The organism is Mesorhizobium sp. B2-1-8 (genome assembly GCF_006442545.2).
Lineage (GTDB): Bacteria > Pseudomonadota > Alphaproteobacteria > Rhizobiales > Rhizobiaceae > Mesorhizobium.
Genome location: NZ_CP083952.1, coordinates 2,297,039 through 2,312,537 on the forward strand (window position 1 = coordinate 2,297,039; position 15,499 = coordinate 2,312,537).

17 protein-coding genes are annotated in these 15,499 nt (G+C 63.7%); 5 read left to right on the top strand and 12 right to left on the bottom strand.

What is annotated here, in order from left to right:
* Positions 1-94: 94 nt before the first annotated feature.
* The gene (locus FJ970_RS11185; RefSeq protein ID WP_140758468.1) at positions 95-952 is read left to right on the top strand and encodes an alpha/beta fold hydrolase; all 858 of its coding nucleotides are present in this window, start codon (positions 95-97) and stop codon (positions 950-952) included.
* A gap of 71 nt (positions 953-1,023) precedes the next feature.
* On the opposite strand, the gene FJ970_RS11190 is transcribed toward FJ970_RS11185, so the two are convergent.
* Positions 1,024-2,265 (bottom strand): MFS transporter, encoded by a 1,242-nt coding sequence (locus tag FJ970_RS11190; RefSeq protein WP_181178540.1) that lies wholly within the window; start codon positions 2,263-2,265, stop codon positions 1,024-1,026.
* A 138-nt stretch (positions 2,266-2,403) separates the two neighbouring features.
* Here FJ970_RS11190 and FJ970_RS11195 point away from each other — a divergent pair, with 138 nt between their 5' ends.
* The gene (locus FJ970_RS11195; RefSeq protein ID WP_140758466.1) at positions 2,404-3,300 is read left to right on the top strand and encodes an AraC family transcriptional regulator; all 897 of its coding nucleotides are present in this window, start codon (positions 2,404-2,406) and stop codon (positions 3,298-3,300) included.
* 8 nt (positions 3,301-3,308) lie between these two features.
* Here the strand turns inward: FJ970_RS11195 and FJ970_RS11200 are convergent, their stop codons facing one another.
* The 7 genes from FJ970_RS11200 to FJ970_RS11230 all read right to left on the bottom strand — a co-directional run bounded on the left by FJ970_RS11200 (position 3,309) and on the right by FJ970_RS11230 (position 9,443).
* A complete protein-coding gene (locus tag FJ970_RS11200) occupies positions 3,309-4,244 on the bottom strand; it encodes a ribose-phosphate pyrophosphokinase (RefSeq protein ID WP_140758465.1) in 936 nt (311 codons plus the stop codon).
* Positions 4,245-4,399: 155 nt separating this feature from the next.
* Positions 4,400-5,035 (bottom strand): hypothetical protein, encoded by a 636-nt coding sequence (locus FJ970_RS11205; RefSeq protein WP_140758464.1) that lies wholly within the window; start codon positions 5,033-5,035, stop codon positions 4,400-4,402.
* A 43-nt stretch (positions 5,036-5,078) separates the two neighbouring features.
* Positions 5,079-6,230, bottom strand: coding sequence for a M24 family metallopeptidase (locus FJ970_RS11210; protein WP_140758463.1), 1,152 nt, complete (start codon positions 6,228-6,230; stop codon positions 5,079-5,081).
* Entirely contained in the window at positions 6,230-7,024 is a 795-nt protein-coding gene (pgeF, locus tag FJ970_RS11215; protein WP_140758462.1) for a peptidoglycan editing factor PgeF, read from the bottom strand. The genes FJ970_RS11210 and pgeF overlap by 1 nt, the downstream gene beginning before the upstream one ends.
* A 103-nt stretch (positions 7,025-7,127) precedes the next feature.
* Entirely contained in the window at positions 7,128-8,216 is a 1,089-nt protein-coding gene (locus tag FJ970_RS11220) for a class I SAM-dependent methyltransferase (RefSeq protein WP_140810382.1), read from the bottom strand.
* Positions 8,213-9,073: a prolipoprotein diacylglyceryl transferase gene (gene lgt, locus FJ970_RS11225; RefSeq protein WP_140759360.1), complete on the bottom strand. Its 861-nt coding sequence runs from the start codon at positions 9,071-9,073 to the stop codon at positions 8,213-8,215. Before lgt ends, FJ970_RS11220 begins: the two co-directional genes overlap by 4 nt.
* A gap of 127 nt (positions 9,074-9,200) precedes the next feature.
* Complete coding sequence (locus FJ970_RS11230) at positions 9,201-9,443, bottom strand: BrnA antitoxin family protein (RefSeq protein WP_140759362.1); 243 nt, start codon at positions 9,441-9,443, stop codon at positions 9,201-9,203.
* 212 nt (positions 9,444-9,655) lie between these two features.
* On the opposite strand from FJ970_RS11230, the gene FJ970_RS11235 reads away from it, so the two are divergent.
* The 3 genes from FJ970_RS11235 to FJ970_RS11245 all read left to right on the top strand — a co-directional run bounded on the left by FJ970_RS11235 (position 9,656) and on the right by FJ970_RS11245 (position 11,154).
* Complete coding sequence (locus FJ970_RS11235) at positions 9,656-9,958, top strand: accessory factor UbiK family protein (RefSeq protein WP_027143348.1); 303 nt, start codon at positions 9,656-9,658, stop codon at positions 9,956-9,958.
* 319 nt (positions 9,959-10,277) lie between these two features.
* Positions 10,278-10,778 (top strand): YbjN domain-containing protein, encoded by a 501-nt coding sequence (locus tag FJ970_RS11240; protein WP_027143347.1) that lies wholly within the window; start codon positions 10,278-10,280, stop codon positions 10,776-10,778.
* 16 nt (positions 10,779-10,794) lie between these two features.
* Entirely contained in the window at positions 10,795-11,154 is a 360-nt protein-coding gene (locus FJ970_RS11245; protein WP_140759364.1) for a tRNA-binding protein, read from the top strand.
* 231 nt (positions 11,155-11,385) lie between these two features.
* Here the strand turns inward: FJ970_RS11245 and FJ970_RS11250 are convergent, their stop codons facing one another.
* The 4 genes from FJ970_RS11250 to FJ970_RS11265 form a co-directional block, all read right to left on the bottom strand.
* Complete coding sequence (locus FJ970_RS11250) at positions 11,386-12,408, bottom strand: glycosyltransferase family 4 protein (RefSeq protein ID WP_140759366.1); 1,023 nt, start codon at positions 12,406-12,408, stop codon at positions 11,386-11,388.
* Between the two features lie 259 nt (positions 12,409-12,667).
* Entirely contained in the window at positions 12,668-14,083 is a 1,416-nt protein-coding gene (locus FJ970_RS11255) for an ATP-binding protein (RefSeq protein WP_140759367.1), read from the bottom strand.
* Between the two features lie 146 nt (positions 14,084-14,229).
* The gene (locus FJ970_RS11260) at positions 14,230-14,949 is read right to left on the bottom strand and encodes a response regulator (RefSeq protein ID WP_140759369.1); all 720 of its coding nucleotides are present in this window, start codon (positions 14,947-14,949) and stop codon (positions 14,230-14,232) included.
* The gene (locus FJ970_RS11265; RefSeq protein WP_181178647.1) at positions 14,936-15,469 is read right to left on the bottom strand and encodes a MarR family winged helix-turn-helix transcriptional regulator; all 534 of its coding nucleotides are present in this window, start codon (positions 15,467-15,469) and stop codon (positions 14,936-14,938) included. Before FJ970_RS11265 ends, FJ970_RS11260 begins: the two co-directional genes overlap by 14 nt.
* Between the last annotated feature and the right edge of the window lie 30 nt (positions 15,470-15,499).

Consider the following 15,499-nt stretch of genomic DNA (forward strand, 5'->3'; position numbering starts at 1 on the left):
ATACATATTTTTGTGGACACGGAGATCGAGCTGCGTTAGCGATATTGATATCGCGATATTGTTTATCGCGACATTAAATCGAACGGAGATTGAGATGACCTCGCAAACCAAATCAGGCTCAGGCAGCGGCACGATCACCACCAAGGACGGCACGCAAATCTATTACAAGGACTGGGGAACCGGTCAGCCCATCGTCTTCCATCACGGTTGGCCGTTGAGCAGCGACGACTGGGACGCTCAGATGCTGTTCTTCCTCGCGCAGGGCTACCGTGTCATCGCCCATGACCGCCGCGGCCATGGCCGCTCGACCCAGACCGATATCGGCAACGAGATGGACACCTATGCCGCCGATGTGGCTGAACTTGTCGCGCATCTCGACCTCAGGGATGCCATCCATGTCGGCCATTCGACCGGGGGCGGCGAGGTGGCGCGCTATGTTGCCCGGTATGGCTCGGGCGGCCGTGTCGCCAAGGCAGCGTTGCTCGGCGCGGTGCCGCCGATCATGCTCAAGACCCCAGCCAATCCCGGCGGCCTTCCCATCGAGGTGTTCGACGGCTTCCGTTCCGGCGTCGCCGCCAACCGTGCCCAGCTCTATGTGGATGTTCCCGCCGGCCCGTTCTACGGTTTCAACCGTCCGGGCGCCGAGGTTTCGCAGGGCGTTGTCGACAACTGGTACCGCCAGGGGATGATGGGCGGCACCAAGGCGCATTACGACTGCATCAAGGCCTTTTCGGAAACCGATTTCACCGAGGATTTGAAGGCGATCGACGTGCCGGTGCTGGTCATGCATGGCGACGACGACCAGATCGTCCCCCTCGCCGACTCGGCGCTGCTGAGCATCAAGCTGCTCAAGAAGGGCGAGCTCAAGGTCTACAAGGGTTTTCCGCACGGTATGGCCACGACCCACGCCGAAATCATCAACGCCGACCTGCTGGCTTTCTTCAAGGCTTAGATGCTTTCCACCTGAACGGAAAAGGCACCCGCCGTGAGGCGGGTGCCTTTGCCTGGATACGCTCGGATGATTTAAGCGGTTGCTTGCGCCTTCCGGGCTTCCTTCATGTTGGGCAGGAACACCGTTAGCAGCCCCAGGAACGGCAGGTACGAGCAGATCTGGAAGACGAAGTCGATGCCCTTCATGTCGGCGACGAAGCCAAGCACGGCGGCCGCGATGCCGCCGACGCCGAAGGCGAAGCCGAAGAAGATGCCGGCGATCGTGCCGACGCGGCCCGGCACCAGTTCCTGCGCGAAGACGACGATGTTGGAGAAGGCCGACGACAGGATGAGGCCGATCAGCACCGTCAGCACCATCGTCCATTCCATGTTGGCGTAGGGGAGCGCCAGCGTGAAGGGCAGGACGCCGACGATCGAGAACCAGATCATCGCCTTTTGTCCATAGCGGTCGCCGAACGGACCGCCGAGCAGGATGCCTAGCGCCGAAGAGCCGAGGAAGAGGAACAGCATGACCTGCGACATCTGCACCGAAACGCCGAACTTATGGATGGAATAGAAGGTGTAGTAGCTGGCGAGGCTGGCGATGTAGGCGTTCTTGGTCAGCACCAGCAAGGTCAGCACCGCCAATGCCCACATCACCTTCCGGCGCGGGAAGGGCGAGACGAAGCTTGCCGTCTTGCGATTGCCTTGGGCGGCTCGCAGGCGGCTGTACCAGCCGCCGACCTGCCACAGGATGACGATGCCGATCAGCGAGCCGACGGCGAACCAGGCGATGCTGGTCTGGCCGAAGGGCACGACGATGAAGGCGGCCAGCAAGGGACCCATGGACTGGCCGAAATTGCCGCCGACCTGGAACAGCGACTGCGCCAAGCCAAACCGGCCACCGGATGCGAAGCGGGCGATGCGCGAGGATTCCGGATGGAAGATCGCCGAACCGATGCCGATCAGCGAGGCACCGATCAGGAGCAGATAGTAGTGCCCGGCATAGGCCAGCACGACCAGGCCGATCAGCGAGGACGCCATGCCCCAGGGCAGCGAATAAGGCATCGGCCGCTTGTCGGTAACCGCGCCGATGATCGGCTGCAGCAGGGATGCCGTCACCTGGAAGGTGAAGGTCAACAGGCCGATCTGCCAGAAGTCGAGGCCGTAATTGTCTTTCAGAAGCGGATAGATGGCCGATAGCAGCGACTGCATGATGTCGTTGATGGAGTGGCAGAGGCTCACCGCCAGGATGACGGTGAAGGCCGTCGCCTGGGCTGAAGCGTGACTGGCGGTCGCTTGTGTCGCGACGCTGCTGGCTGTCGTATCGGTCAAGATAGGCTCCGTAGTCTTTTTGGCGGGTTGTCCCCGCAGGCGACGTGGCGGGGCTTCCCGCAGGCAGCCTTATAGTCCGGTTGCCAAGCGACTTCTTTCGTGGTTTGGTCCAATAGTTTCGCGAGTGGGCCATACCGAATGCCAAAAACCAGGGAGATTTTCGGCGCCGGCCACACCGATCTCGAGCAATTGCACGGGTTGCGCTGGCAGTGGCTCGAGCAGGCGGTCGGGCCGGCAGTGGTGTTGCCGACCGAATATCCGGACGGCTACCACGTGCCGCACCACCACCACAGCCGCAGCCAGTTGCTGCACGCGCTGGTCGGCGTCGTGCTGGTGACGACGCGGCATGGGCGCTGGATGGTGCCGCCGGACCATGCGATGTGGATTCCGGCCGGCATCGAACATTCCGTCGAGATGCTGGGCGATGTCTCGATGCGCTCCGTCTATGTCATGCCGCAGGCGATCCCGGGCCTGCCGGAGGGCATGCGCGTGGTCGGCATCACCGACCTGATGCACAGTCTGATCGTGGAATCCGAGAAGCTGCCGCAAGGCGGCGAATTGGAAGGACGCGGCGGCCTGATCATGAGCCTTCTCCTGCACGAAATCCCGCAATTGCCGGAGCGGCCGCTCGGCCTGCCGTTTCCGTCCGATCCCAGACTGGCGGCGCTCTGCCGGCGTTTCGTCGCCGCACCCTCGCCGCACGCAACGATCGACGAATGGGCCGATACCGTCGGCATGAGCAGGCGCTCCTTCACGCGCGCCTTCCAGCGTCAGACCGGCCTGTCGCTGTCGACATGGCGCCAGCAGGCCTGCCTGTTCGCGGCGCTGCCGAGGCTCGCCGATGGCGAGCCGATCACCCGGGTGGCGCTGGATCTCGGTTATGACAGCGTGCCGGCCTTCATCACCATGTTCAAGCGCATGCTGGGTTCCTCGCCGCGCGGCTATATGCGCGGCGCGCGTGATGCCGGCGAAGGCATGCGCCGAGCCCCGGCCCGGTTAGAAGCCCCGGCACCCTCGGCCTTGCCGCAGGGGTAACCGGCTTTTCAGTCGAACAGGCTCGACACCGATTCCTCGGTCGCCGTGCGCGAAATGGCTTCGCCCATCAGGTCGGCGATCGAGATGACGCGGATGTTGGGCGCGTCGAGCACGCCCTGCGTCGGCTGGATGGAATCGGTGATCACCAGTTCCTGCAGCTTCGAGGCGCTGATGCGGGCGACCGCGCCGCCCGACAGCACGCCGTGGGTGATGTAGGCGGTGACGCTGGTGGCGCCGTTGGCCAGCAGCGCGTCGGCGGCGTTGCACAGCGTGCCGCCGGAATCGACGATGTCGTCGATCAAAAGGCAATCCTTGCCGGCGACCGCGCCGATGATGTTCATGACTTCCGATTCGCCCGGACGCTCACGGCGCTTGTCGACGATGGCGAGTTGCGCGTCGAAGCGCTTGGCCAGAGCGCGGGCACGCACCACGCCGCCAATATCGGGCGACACCACCACGACATTGCCGAGCTGCTTGTACTTAGCCTTGACGTCGCGGGCCATCACCGGCACCGAGAACAGATTGTCGGTCGGGATGTCGAAGAAGCCCTGGATCTGGCCGGCATGGAGATCCAGCGTCAAAACCCGGTCCACGCCGGCGCGGGTGATCATGTTGGCGACCAGCTTGGCCGAGATCGGCGTGCGCCCGGAAGCGCGGCGATCCTGCCTTGCGTAGCCGAAATAGGGAATAACCGCCGTGATGCGCTTGGCCGACGAGCGCATGAAGGCGTCGATCATGATGAGCAATTCCATCAGGTGATCGTTGGTCGGAAAGGAAGTCGACTGCAGGATGAAGACATCCTCGCCGCGCACATTTTCCTGGATTTCGACGAAGATTTCCTGGTCGGCGAAGCGCCTGACACTGGCCTTGCCCAGCGGGATGTTGAGATAGCGGGCGACCGCTTCGGCCAGCACCCTGTTGGAATTGCCCGCGAAGAGTTTCATGCACCGTTCCTGGTGGAGGACGGAGAGGTCCGGCGGACTCTCCTGCGCCTTTTAACCGGGCTTTTAGCGGCCCGCGCCGGTATTGCAAGCGCCGAGATCGTGAATCCGCCGGCTAAGCCCAGGAAAACTGTTCGGCATCACCGACTGGCAAGACCTCAACTCGCTTTGCCGCTAAGAAAGGCCGCGAACTGATCGATGGTCTGGTCGGCGATCGCCTGCATGGTGGCCGGCGAGACCGACTTCCAGCTGTCGGCGCCCGCGCTGCCGCCGGAATTGGTCGAAGGCGCCTTCATCTGGCCGTTGATGCGGTGCAGCCGGTTACCGGAGGGGTCGTAGACGTCCCAGACATAGATGACGGTGGTGTCCTTGCCCTCCGTCATCGCCGAGAAGTAGCCCTTGAGCACGTGGGTAGCGGTCTGGTCCTGGCTGCCGGCCAGCGTGATGCCGCGCTGCTTGGCGCGTGTCTGCAGTTCCGCCGTCAGCGGCGTGGCGGCTTCCACCGAAGCGCCGACGATCGGCGCGATCTGCAGCCGGGTCTTCGACAGGATGGCGGCGGCCTGGGCGGAGGTGACGGGCGCGGCGGCGGGTGCGCCCGCCGTCGTGGTGGCCGTCGCGGCCGGCGCCGGGGCTGGAACGGTGGCCGCAGCGCTGCCTTGCGTGGCGGGTGCGGGCTGTGCCGAAGCCGCCGGCGGGGTGATGGCGGAAGGTTCGAGGACGTCCTTTGCGTTGGTGCAGGCGGTCAAAGCCAATGCCACAAGCAATGACACGGTCGTCACATGCGATCGTCTCATTTGCCTTCTAACTCCTTGGCGAAGAACGTCTCCCATTGTGGATTCACTGCACGATCAAGTCGAGATCATGGCGGGACAGCGGCTTCGGCTGGGATTCGGTGGTCAGGTAGGTGCGGCCAAGCGTCATCGCCGTCTCGGTCTCGGAATCCATGATGATCATGTGGGCAAACAGCGTCATGTTCGGCGCGATCGGCTCGGGATTACCCTGGTAGAACATCGGCATGTCCATCCAGGACGGCGTGAAGCGGGCGCCGACCGAATAGCCGCAGGCGTTCAGCCGGTGCTTGGTCAGGCCGTGCGCTTCCATTGTGCGGGCGTGGGCGTCGAACACGTCGCCGAAGGTGTTTGCGGGCGTAATCGCCTTTTCGACGGCCAGAAGCGCTGCACGCGCCGCGTCGAACAGCTCCTGATGGCGCTTGGAGACCTTGCCGGTCAGCACCGTGCGCATCATCGGCGCATGGTAATGATGGAAGACGCCGGCCCATTCGAGCGTCAGCTGGTCGTTCTTGGTGAGCTTGCGGCGGCCGGCCTTGTAGCGGCACAGCAGCGCATCGACGCCGGAGCCGATGATGAACTCGTTGGCCGGGTAGTCGCCGCCACCGGCGAAGATCGCGCCCTGCATGGCGGCGAGGATCAGCGCCTCGTCGCCGCCCTGCTTGATCAGCGGCAGCGCCGCGTCCAGCGCGTCGTCGGAAAGATTGGCGGCCTTTTCCGCCTTGGCGACCTCGGCAGGGCTCTTGAACAGGCGCAGCCGGCCGACGATGCCGGAAGCATCGGCGATCTGGCCGAAGGTCTGCAACTGCTCGTCCAGGCGGCGGCCATTAAAGGCGGTCAGGCCGTGGGTGTCGTATTCGACGCCGATGCGGGCGCCGAGCAGGTCGAGTTCGTTGAGCAGGTTGCGCAGGTCGACCGCCGGATTGGCGCCGTCGCGGTCGGTCCACAGCACGATGTTGTCGATGATCGATGTGTGGCGCGCCTGGCGCAGATCGGCCGAGCGGGTCAGAAGCACCATGGAGCCGTCGGCCTTCACCACCAGGCACTGGAAGAAGCAGAAGCCGAACGTGTCGTAGCCGGTCAGCCAGTACATGCTTTCCTGCGCGAACAGCAGGATGGCGTCGAGCTTCTTCTCGGCCATCTCGATCATCAGCCGGTCGCGCCGCGCGTCGAATTCCGATCGTTCAAAATGCAGCACCATTATACCTCCTCCAAAACGATTGCCGAAACCTGCCGGCCATAATCGGGCTCCTTGCGGTGCGTGGTGCGCCGGTAGGAGAAAAACAGATCTTCCTCGGCATAGGTGCAGCGGCCAAGGCCATCGGCCCTCACTCCGGCCCTGGCCAGCCGGTCGATCGTATAGCGGTTGAGGTCGAACATCGAATGGCCGGCATGTGCCGAAGGCACGAAATACCGCGCATTCTCACTGTCGGCACCGACGAAGCGGGCGACGAATTCCGGCCCCACTTCGTAATTGTCGGGGCCGATCGAAGGCCCGAGCACAGCGACGATGTTTTCGCGACGGGCGCCGAGGCTTTCCATGGCGGCAATGGTGTTTTCGAGCACGCCCGTGAAAGCGCCTTTCCAGCCGGCATGCGCCGCGCCGATGATGCGCGCGCCGGTATCCGCGAACAGAACCGGGCCGCAGTCGGCGGTCGAGGCGCCGATGGCGATGCCCGGCCTGTCGGTGACGATGGCATCGGCCTTGGGCCGCTCGCCCGCGAAGGGTTCCCTGGCGATGATGACGTCGGGCGAATGGATCTGCCAGGCGGTCAACAGATGGCTTGCGGGCACGCCCATCCAGGCGGCGACGCGAGCCCGGTTCTGCGCCACCAGCGCCTGGTCGTCATCCGACCCGGTGCCGATGTTGAGGCCCTTGTAGATGCCCGTGGAGACGCCGCCGATGCGGGTGAAATAGCCGTGACGGATGCCTTGTGCCTGCGCCTGGTCCAGCAGCGGCGACCGAACGGGATCCGGTTTGGTCTGATTCAGCATGCGGGCGTTGTTGTCCGTGTGGGCGGTTTCGTCAAGGAAAAGCGGCCGGCGGTCCGGCCGCTCTTTTACCGGACGGGAGATTGGGAGGGGTAGCGATGAAAAGTCAATCCGCCGTGGCGAAGGGCCTGACGGAGATGCCGCGCGGAACGATGGCGAGGACCTTGAAGAGTTCACCCATGGCTTGCGGGCCGGCGAGGCGCTCGACGGCATCCGATATCTCGTCGCGTGCCGGCTGGCCGGCATCCGCGCCCAACTGGCCGGCGCGCTCCAGAATGCCCATGCCGAGCAGGAAATTGCCCTGTGTCGACAGATAGGTGTCGAGACCGTGCGCGCGCACGATCGCTGCAAGGGCGGCGAAATCGACATGGGAGGTAAGGTCCGCTTCGCCGGGACTGGCCAGCACATCTTCGTGATTGTGCCGGCGCAGGGCCTGCAGCGTGTCGCCGACACCGGGCTGCAGATGCCCGTAGTCGAGGAACAGTCCGGCGCCGCCGTCGCCGGCTATGCGCTCGGCGATCGCCGCCATCAGGGCCGTGCGGGCCGGCGCGATTTCGACGATCGCGCCTTGCGGCGCGTCGACTGCATCCCTGGGCAGCAGCGTCGGGTCGACGGAGCCGACGCCGGCGAAGAAGCAAAGATTGTCCGCGTCGTCCAGGCCGACCATGCGCTCGCGCCACTCGGCGCCGGCGCGGACGAACTGGCGGATGGGCACGGCATCGAACAGTTCGTTGCCGACGATCAGCAGCGGCTGCCGCGGCAGCGTGCCGACGACCTCGTGCCAGGAAACAGCAAATGGTGTCGCGCCGAGCGTCTGTTTCTGGATTTCCGTCAGGCGCGGGCTGGTCTCGATCATGGCGATGGCGGCGCCATTGGCCAAGGCCGGATCGAGCCGCGACAAGGTGCGCAGCATGTCCTTCATCAGCGTGCCGCGGCCGGGGCCGATCTCGGCGATGGTGACCGGCATCGGCCGGCCGATCGCTGCCCAGGCCTGGTAAAACCAGACGGCGACGAGTTCGCCGAACATCTGGCTGATCTCCGGCGCGGTGATGAAGTCGCCGGCCGCGCCGAACGGTTCGCGTGTCGTGTAGTAGCCGTCGCGCGGATCGAACAGGCACAGCGCCATGTATTCGTTGACGGGCATCGGGCCAACCGCCTCGATCAGGTCGACGATGCGGGATTTCAGTCGCGTCATGTCGCTTGCTGTTGCGTTTGGATCACTGGCTTGGCTGTCGCCATCGCCCAGATTCCGGCCAGCACCATCGGCGTCGACAGGATCATGCCCATGGTCAGCCAGTTGGTGCCTAGGAGATAGCCGAGCTGCTGGTCGGGTTCGCGGAAGAACTCGACAAAGATGCGTGACAGGCCGTAGCCGCAGATGAAAGCGCCGCCGACGAAGCGCGGCGTCTTCAGCTTGAGGTGCGAGTGGGTGAGGATGCGCAGCACGAGAAACAGCACCAGCCCTTCGAGCAAGGCTTCGTAGAGCTGGCTTGGATGGCGGGTGAACGGACCGCCATTGGGGAATTCGATCGCCCAGGGCACATCGGTAGGCCGTCCCCAGAGCTCGGAGTTGATGAAGTTGGCGACGCGCACGAGGCCAAGGCCGACCGGCACGCCGGCTGCCACGACATCGAACAGAGACCAGGTGCGGATGCCGCGCTTAAAGGAAAACAGCGTCATGGCCAGGATGACGCCGAGCAGGCCGCCATGGAAGGACATGCCGCCTTGCCAGACGGCGAAGATATCGAGCGGATGGGCGATATAGCGCGCCAGGTCGTAGAACAGCACATAGCCGGTGCGGCCGCCCAGAACCACGCCGATGGCCGCCCAGACGATGAAATCGTCGAGATCCTCCGGCTTCATCGGCAGGACGCCGTCGGGCCACAGTTTCGGATTGGCGGCGAGCCGCTTGGCATACCACCAGGCAAACAGGATGCCGACGATGTAACCGATGCCGTACCAGTGCACCGCCAGCGGCCCGATCTGGATGAGGATCGGGTTGATGTTCGGGAAAGGCAGCGAAGCCAACGGCAGCAGGAAATACTCGTTCAACGGAAAGCTCTCGGTTGCGATCGGCGCGGACCATGCGGCAGGGTTTTGGCAGGGTCAAGGCAAGGTCACGGCCGTCCATGGTCCGTAAACAGGATCGCTTCAAGGTCCATCGCGCGGACGGACGTCCTCAACCCCTGGGCTTGCCGGCCACCACTTCACGCAAGGCGTCGTTGATCCTGTCCTGCCAGCCGGGACCATCTTCCTGGAAATGATCGAGCACGGCCCGGTCGATCCTGATCGAGACAAGCTCGCGGACATTCGGAGCGGTGGAGGGTTCGCGTGGCGGGGCCGCGGCCGGCTTCTTGACTGGCTTGAAGACAGCTTCGGCAGCTTCCATCGGATTTGTCGGTCTGCGGGGGGGCGTTGCCATCGGTTATCCTGATTGAACGTGCCTGAAGCGGAGAGAGGGGGTCATAATAGGCGACTTGCCACCACGAAGTACAGCTTCGGAGCCGTTCGGAAGGGCGTGGCGCTCACCATGCGGCTGTGCGCCATAGCAACGCAGCAGCCGCAGCTAGCTTCAACGTTCTTGCATTCCTCGCGCCACGTCACTAATTCCAATCAAGCAAGCGAGGAATTGCCATGTCGACCGGACCGAACCGCATTCTCGATGAATTCGCCAAGCTGATGACCGACGCCGCCGGTGCCGCTCAGGGTGTGCGGCGCGAGGTGGAGACGGCCTTCAAGGGCCAGGCGGAACGCATCCTCAACTCCATGGATGTCGTGCAGCGCGAGGAGTTCGAGGCCGCGCGCGAGATGGCGGCCAAGGCGCGGGAAGAGAACGGCAGGCTCGCCGAGCGCATCGAGACGCTCGAGGCCAGGATCGCCGAACTGACCGGCCAGGCCACACCTGCGGCTCCGGCGAAGCCCAAGCCGAAAAAATAATTCGTTAAACTTTTCCACAAAGCACCAGCCTGAAAATCGCTTTGCCGTGAATCGCTTACCGGCATTGCGTGACTCTTTGTGACAGGCACCTTTCCACATGCGAATGACGCAGTGCGAAAAATTGGGCTGTTCACGCGACTCCCGATCAATAGACTGAATTTGTTGCATGATTCGGAGCAGGGGTCATGCGCCGGGCGGTGGGGTCCGGTCTGGGGTCTTTGCGTTGAGAAGTCCTGGCCGTCCGAGTTCTAGACAAGATTGTTCGTCGTGTGTGCCCCGCGGAGCGTGTGGCGCTCCCCCTGAACACAGGAAGCATTCCATGGAACTTCTCGAACTCGAATTTTCCCGCGAAATCCATCCGGTGGATGTGATCGAGCAGGTGGCCCACAACAATGACTGGTCCTTCGAACGGGCCGGCGACGACGAAATCTCGATCTCGGTCGCCGGCAGCTGGACCGACTATCACGTGTCCTTCTCGTGGATGGAGGATTTCGAGGCGCTGCATCTCGCCTGCGCCTTCGACATCAAGGTGCCGGAAACCCGCACGCTGGAAGTGATGCGGCTGTTGTCGCTGATCAACGAACAGATGCTGTTCGGCCATTTCGACCTCTGGGAGCAGGAAGGCGCGATCATGTTCCGCCAGTCGCTGCTCCTGGCCGGCGGGGTCGAACCGTCGAGCCAGCAAGTCGAGGTGCTCTTGTCCTCGGCGCTGGAGGCCTGCGAGTGCTATTTCCAGGCTTTCCAGTTCGTCGTCTGGTCGGGAACCTCGGCCAAGGACGCGCTGGCCGGCGTGCTGTTCGAGACCTTCGGCAACGCCTGAGCAAGAAGCGTTCGACATGAGTTCAAGCAAGGAGCGCAAGCCCGAGATCAGCTTCGCCGATTTCGATCGTGTCGACATCCGCGCCGGCACGATCGTCGAGGCCGAGCCGTTTCCGGAGGCGCGCAAGCCGGCCTTCAAGCTGAAGATCGATTTCGGAGCCGAGATCGGCATCAAGAAGTCGTCGGCGCAGATCACCAAATACTATACGCCCGAGACCTTGATCGGCCGGCAGGTGTTCGCGGTGGTCAATTTCCCGCCGCGCCAGATCGGCCCGTTCATGTCGGAAGTGCTGACGCTCGGTTTTCCCGATGAGGAGGGCGCCGTCGTGTTGGGCGCCATCGAGCGCAAGGTGCCGGACGGCGGACGACTGTTTTAGCCTTCGTCATCACGGGCGTAGCGGACGCGCAGACCCGAGGATCCATGCCGCGACAGTGGCCGAAGAATGGAGCGGTTCAGGGGTTTCTTGCTCGTAATTGAGCCATCGGGCCGTCTTCAAGCTAAGTTCTAATTCGCCAACCCAGGCACCCTTCGCAGGTCACGGAATGGATCCTCGGGTCTACGCGGCGGCTTCGCCGTCGCTTCGCCCGTGGAGGACGAAAGGTTGGTTTCAGGCCGCCAGCTTGCGCGTCGTTCCCAGCGCTTCCTCGACCGCGTCGAGGAACATTTCCGCGCAGGCCTTCCAGCTGTAGCGCATGGCGCGTTCGCGGGCCTGGGCGCGGTCGACGTTGAGTGCGGCGAGCGACGCCTGGCGCAAATCGTTCGACACCGCGCCGCCAAAGCCGTCGCCGACGATGTCTATAGGCCCGGTCACCGGATAGGCGGCGACTGGCGTGCCGCTGGCCAGTGCCTCGATGATGACATTGCCGAAAGTGTCGGTGCGGCTGGGGAAGACGAAGACATGGGCCGAGGCGTAGATTTCGGCCAGTTCGTCATTGGGACGATGGCCGAGAAAATGCGCCTGGGGGTATTTTGTCTTGAGCTTGGCAAGCTCCGGACCCTCGCCGACGATCACCTTGCTGCCTGGAAGGTCGAGATCGAGGAAGGCGGAGAGGTTCTTTTCGATGGCGACACGGCCGACGCAAAGGAAGACCGGGCCGGGGAAGCCGAGGTCCTTGCGCTTGTCCGGGTGGAAATGCTCAGTGTCGACGCCGCGCGTCCACGGCCTGAGCTTGTTGAAGCCGCGCGCCGTGAGATCGTCGGCGAGCGACTGCGTGGCGACCAGCGTGCCTTGGCCTGAATTGTGGAAATCACGCAGCCAGCGATAGGCCCAGCTCTCCGGCACCGGCAGGCGGGCGCTGAGATATTCGGGAAAGCGGGTGTGGTAGCTGGTGGTGAACGGCCGGCCGGCATTGCGGCAATAGCGCCGCGCCATGATGCCCAGCGGTCCCTCGGTGACAATGTGGACGTGGTCGGCCTTGTAGCCGTCGATCAGGCGCGCGACATGGCCGGGGGTGGTCAGCGCCAGGCGGATGTCGGGGTAGGTCGGCAAGGGCAGGGTGCGAAAGATGTTCGGGGTCAGGAACTCGACCGCGACGTCGAAGGACTTCAAGGTCTCGGTGAGCCGCTCCAGCGTGTGGACGACGCCGTTGACTTGTGGGCGCCAGGCGTCGGTGACCATCAATATGCGCATGGCGGCCCTTTGCTCCGGATGTCAGCGGTTGCCTTGAAACGATGCCGGAACGGCGACCAGGCGGCCGCCCTCGCTTCGCTCCAGCGCACCTTGGCGGGCACGGGGTCAAAGTGAGGCGGCAAGGACGAATCAAGTGCGATCGCGCGCTTCATGCGCGCTCTTGACCATGGTTTCATGACGGGCGGATGAAGCAGACCGTAGTCCCGAAAAGTCGAAACCGGTTTTTAGCCAAGATCATGCTGGGCTAGTCAAATAGAAATCAGGCCGGAACCTTGATCACGACGCGCAGGCCGCCCATCGGACTGTCGTCGAGCGTGATGTCGCCGCCATGGCTGCGGGCGATGTCACGGGCGATCGACAGGCCGAGCCCGGTGCCGCTGGCGTCGAGGTTACGGGCTTCATCGAGGCGCACGAAGGGTTTGAACACGTCTTCGCGTCTGTCGGCCGGAATGCCTGGCCCATCGTCGTCGATGGTGACCAGAAGCGAGCCACGGCCATGGTTGGCGGTGACCCCGACGGTGCGGGCATAGCGGAAGGCATTGCCGATGATGTTGGACAGCAGCCGCGCGAAGGCGTTCGGCCGCACATGCACGGTCGGATCGCCGGAAAGCGTTGTCGACAGCTTGCATTTGCGCAAGCCCGCTTCCTCGCCGAGCTTCTGGAAATAGGCTTCGAGATCGAAACGTCCCGGATCCTCCGAGGCCTCGCCCCTGGCAAAGGAGAGATAGCCTTCCAGCATCGACTGCATGTCTTCGATGTCCTGGTCCAGCGCCGCCTTGGTCTCGGCCTTGCCGCCGGCCAGCGCCAGCTGCAGCTTGAAGCGGGTGAGGATGGTCCTGAGATCATGGCTGACACCGGTCAGCATGGCCGTGCGCTGCTCGATCTGGCGCTCGATGCGCTCGCGCATCTGGATGAAGGCAAAGCCGGCGCGGCGCACCTCTTCGGCCCCGCGCGGGCGGAAATCGCGCGGCATCGGCCGGCCCTTGCCGAAGCTTTCGGCTGCCTCGGCAAGCGCCAGGATCGGCCGGATCTGGTTGCGCAGGAAGGGGATGGCGATCATCAGGAGCACCAGCGAGGTGCCGACCATCCAGATCAGGAAGATATGGGTGTTGGAGGCATAGGCCTGGCTACGGCGCACGAAGACGCGCAGCACCTTGTTCTCGAGCTGGACGCGGACCTCGACGATGTTGGAATTGCCGACCGTGTCGATCCAGAATGGGCGGTTGATCTGGCGGGTAATCTCGGCGGAGAGAACATCGTCGAGGATCGAGAAGAACGGTTTTGGACCGGGCGGCGGCAGCGGATCGGGCGGCAGGAGATCGACCTTCAGCTGCATGCGGTCCTGCGCGATGCGGATGATGCTGGCGTAGTCGGCGTCGTGCGGGTAGGTCTCGATCAGGTCGATGATGGCGGCGATGTCGCGCACGGTGGCCTGCGACAGGCGCTGCGTCACGGTTGCCCAGTGACGCTCCATGAAATCGAAGGCGACGACCGACTGCAAAAGGATCATCGGCGCGATGACGATGATCAATGAGCGCGCATAGAGGCGCTTGGGCATGTAGAGCGAAACGAGGCGCCAGAACCGGTTCCAGATGCGCGGCACCGCCTTGAGCGTCCGCGTGGCGCGTGCGCTCAAGCCGTCATTGTTCGGCTCTTCCAGTTCCGTGGTCGCCATTGGCTCTTTTCATCCGTCGGCGGTATGAGACCCGGATGACGTTTGGCTGAATCGTCATCCTGATCTAACTCTCTGTTGGAGCACAATCTTTTCCGAAAACCGGTTCCCACTTTTCGGGATCATGCCCTTGGGCCGCCGCCGGCATTCTATTCCACGCTGAGCCGATACCCAATACCGCGCACGGTCTGCAACCAGACCGGATTGGACGGATCGCGCTCGATCTTGCGGCGCAGCCGGTTGATCTGGACGTCGATGGTGCGCTCGCCGACTTCCGAATCGTCGCCGACCAGCTCGTGGCGGGGGATGGTTTCGCCGGCGCGCGCGGCGAAGATCGCCAGGATCTCCTGTTCGCGGTCGGTCAGCTTCAGCGCTTCGCCGCCGCGCTTCAATTCGCGCCTGGCGATCTGGAAGGTGTAGGGACCGAACACCAGCTGTTCGACCTTGGGCGTCGCCGCCGGGCCGCCGCGGCGCAGGATGTTGTTGATGCGCAGGATCAACTCGCGCGGGTCGAAGGGCTTGGGCAGGTAGTCGTCGGCGCCGGCTTCGAGTCCCGAGATACGGTTGTCGGTCTCCGACAGGGCCGTCAGCATGAGGATCGGCACGTTCTTCTCGGCGCGTAGCGCCTTGGTGAGATCGACGCCGCTTTCTCCCGGCATCATGACATCGAGCACAAGCAGGTCGAAGTCGAGGCCGGCGAGCTTGCGGCGGGCCTCGCCGGCATTGCCGGCGACGGTGACGCGAAAGCCGTTTTCGGTCAGATACTGCTTAAGAAGATTGCGGATACGGGTGTCGTCGTCGACCACGAGCAGATGCGGCGCGTCGTCGTCCGGTGCGGCCGCCTGGTCGATCCTCTCAGTGCTCTCCATGGCTTTTCCCTGACATTTTTGCGGACCCAACGTCGATCTGAGCTCTCAGTTCCGGATTGACCATCGCTTCGAGGAAGCGTTCCACCAAGGTCCGTTCGGCGGCACCGCAATCTTCCAATGCAGCACGGATGCGGCGCGACTGTGGCCGCGCCAGCGCCAGCGCCAGCGCACGGCCCTTGGCCGTCGGATAGAGTTCGCGCTGGCGGCGGTCGCGCGGACCCTGCAGCTGCACGACGTGATCGGTGTCGATCAATTGCTTGAGCACGCGCGCCAGGCTCTGCTTGGTTATCTTCAGCACGTCGAGCAGTTCGGCGACGGTCAGGCCCGGCCGGCGGTTGACGAAATGCAGCACGCGGTGGTGGGCGCGGCCGAAACCGTAATCGGCCAGGATCTGATCGGGATCGGAGGTGAAGTCGCGATAGGCGAAGAAGAAGAGTTCGATGATGGCGAAATCGATGCCGTCCTCGCTGGTGATCGCGGTCCTGATCGGTTCTCCGGCGGCTGGGTTTTTATCCGTCATCATTTCTCCATGGGAACGGGAGATTATGTC

Bases quoted from the DNA above. Each gene is read 5' to 3' on its own strand.
- FJ970_RS11185 (WP_140758468.1), top strand. From the start codon at position 95: ATGACCTCGCAAACCAAATCAGGCTCAGGCAGCGGCACGATCACCACC.
- FJ970_RS11195 (WP_140758466.1), top strand. From the start codon at position 2,404: ATGCCAAAAACCAGGGAGATTTTCGGCGCCGGCCACACCGATCTCGAG.
- FJ970_RS11200 (WP_140758465.1), bottom strand. From the start codon at position 4,244: ATGAAACTCTTCGCGGGCAATTCCAACAGGGTGCTGGCCGAAGCGGTC.
- FJ970_RS11205 (WP_140758464.1), bottom strand. From the start codon at position 5,035: ATGAGACGATCGCATGTGACGACCGTGTCATTGCTTGTGGCATTGGCT.
- FJ970_RS11210 (WP_140758463.1), bottom strand. From the start codon at position 6,230: ATGGTGCTGCATTTTGAACGATCGGAATTCGACGCGCGGCGCGACCGG.
- pgeF (WP_140758462.1), bottom strand. From the start codon at position 7,024: ATGCTGAATCAGACCAAACCGGATCCCGTTCGGTCGCCGCTGCTGGAC.
- FJ970_RS11220 (WP_140810382.1), bottom strand. From the start codon at position 8,216: ATGACGCGACTGAAATCCCGCATCGTCGACCTGATCGAGGCGGTTGGC.
- FJ970_RS11230 (WP_140759362.1), bottom strand. From the start codon at position 9,443: ATGGCAACGCCCCCCCGCAGACCGACAAATCCGATGGAAGCTGCCGAA.
- FJ970_RS11235 (WP_027143348.1), top strand. From the start codon at position 9,656: ATGTCGACCGGACCGAACCGCATTCTCGATGAATTCGCCAAGCTGATG.
- FJ970_RS11240 (WP_027143347.1), top strand. From the start codon at position 10,278: ATGGAACTTCTCGAACTCGAATTTTCCCGCGAAATCCATCCGGTGGAT.
- FJ970_RS11245 (WP_140759364.1), top strand. From the start codon at position 10,795: ATGAGTTCAAGCAAGGAGCGCAAGCCCGAGATCAGCTTCGCCGATTTC.
- FJ970_RS11250 (WP_140759366.1), bottom strand. From the start codon at position 12,408: ATGCGCATATTGATGGTCACCGACGCCTGGCGCCCACAAGTCAACGGC.
- FJ970_RS11255 (WP_140759367.1), bottom strand. From the start codon at position 14,083: ATGGCGACCACGGAACTGGAAGAGCCGAACAATGACGGCTTGAGCGCA.
- FJ970_RS11260 (WP_140759369.1), bottom strand. From the start codon at position 14,949: ATGGAGAGCACTGAGAGGATCGACCAGGCGGCCGCACCGGACGACGAC.
- FJ970_RS11265 (WP_181178647.1), bottom strand. From the start codon at position 15,469: ATGACGGATAAAAACCCAGCCGCCGGAGAACCGATCAGGACCGCGATC.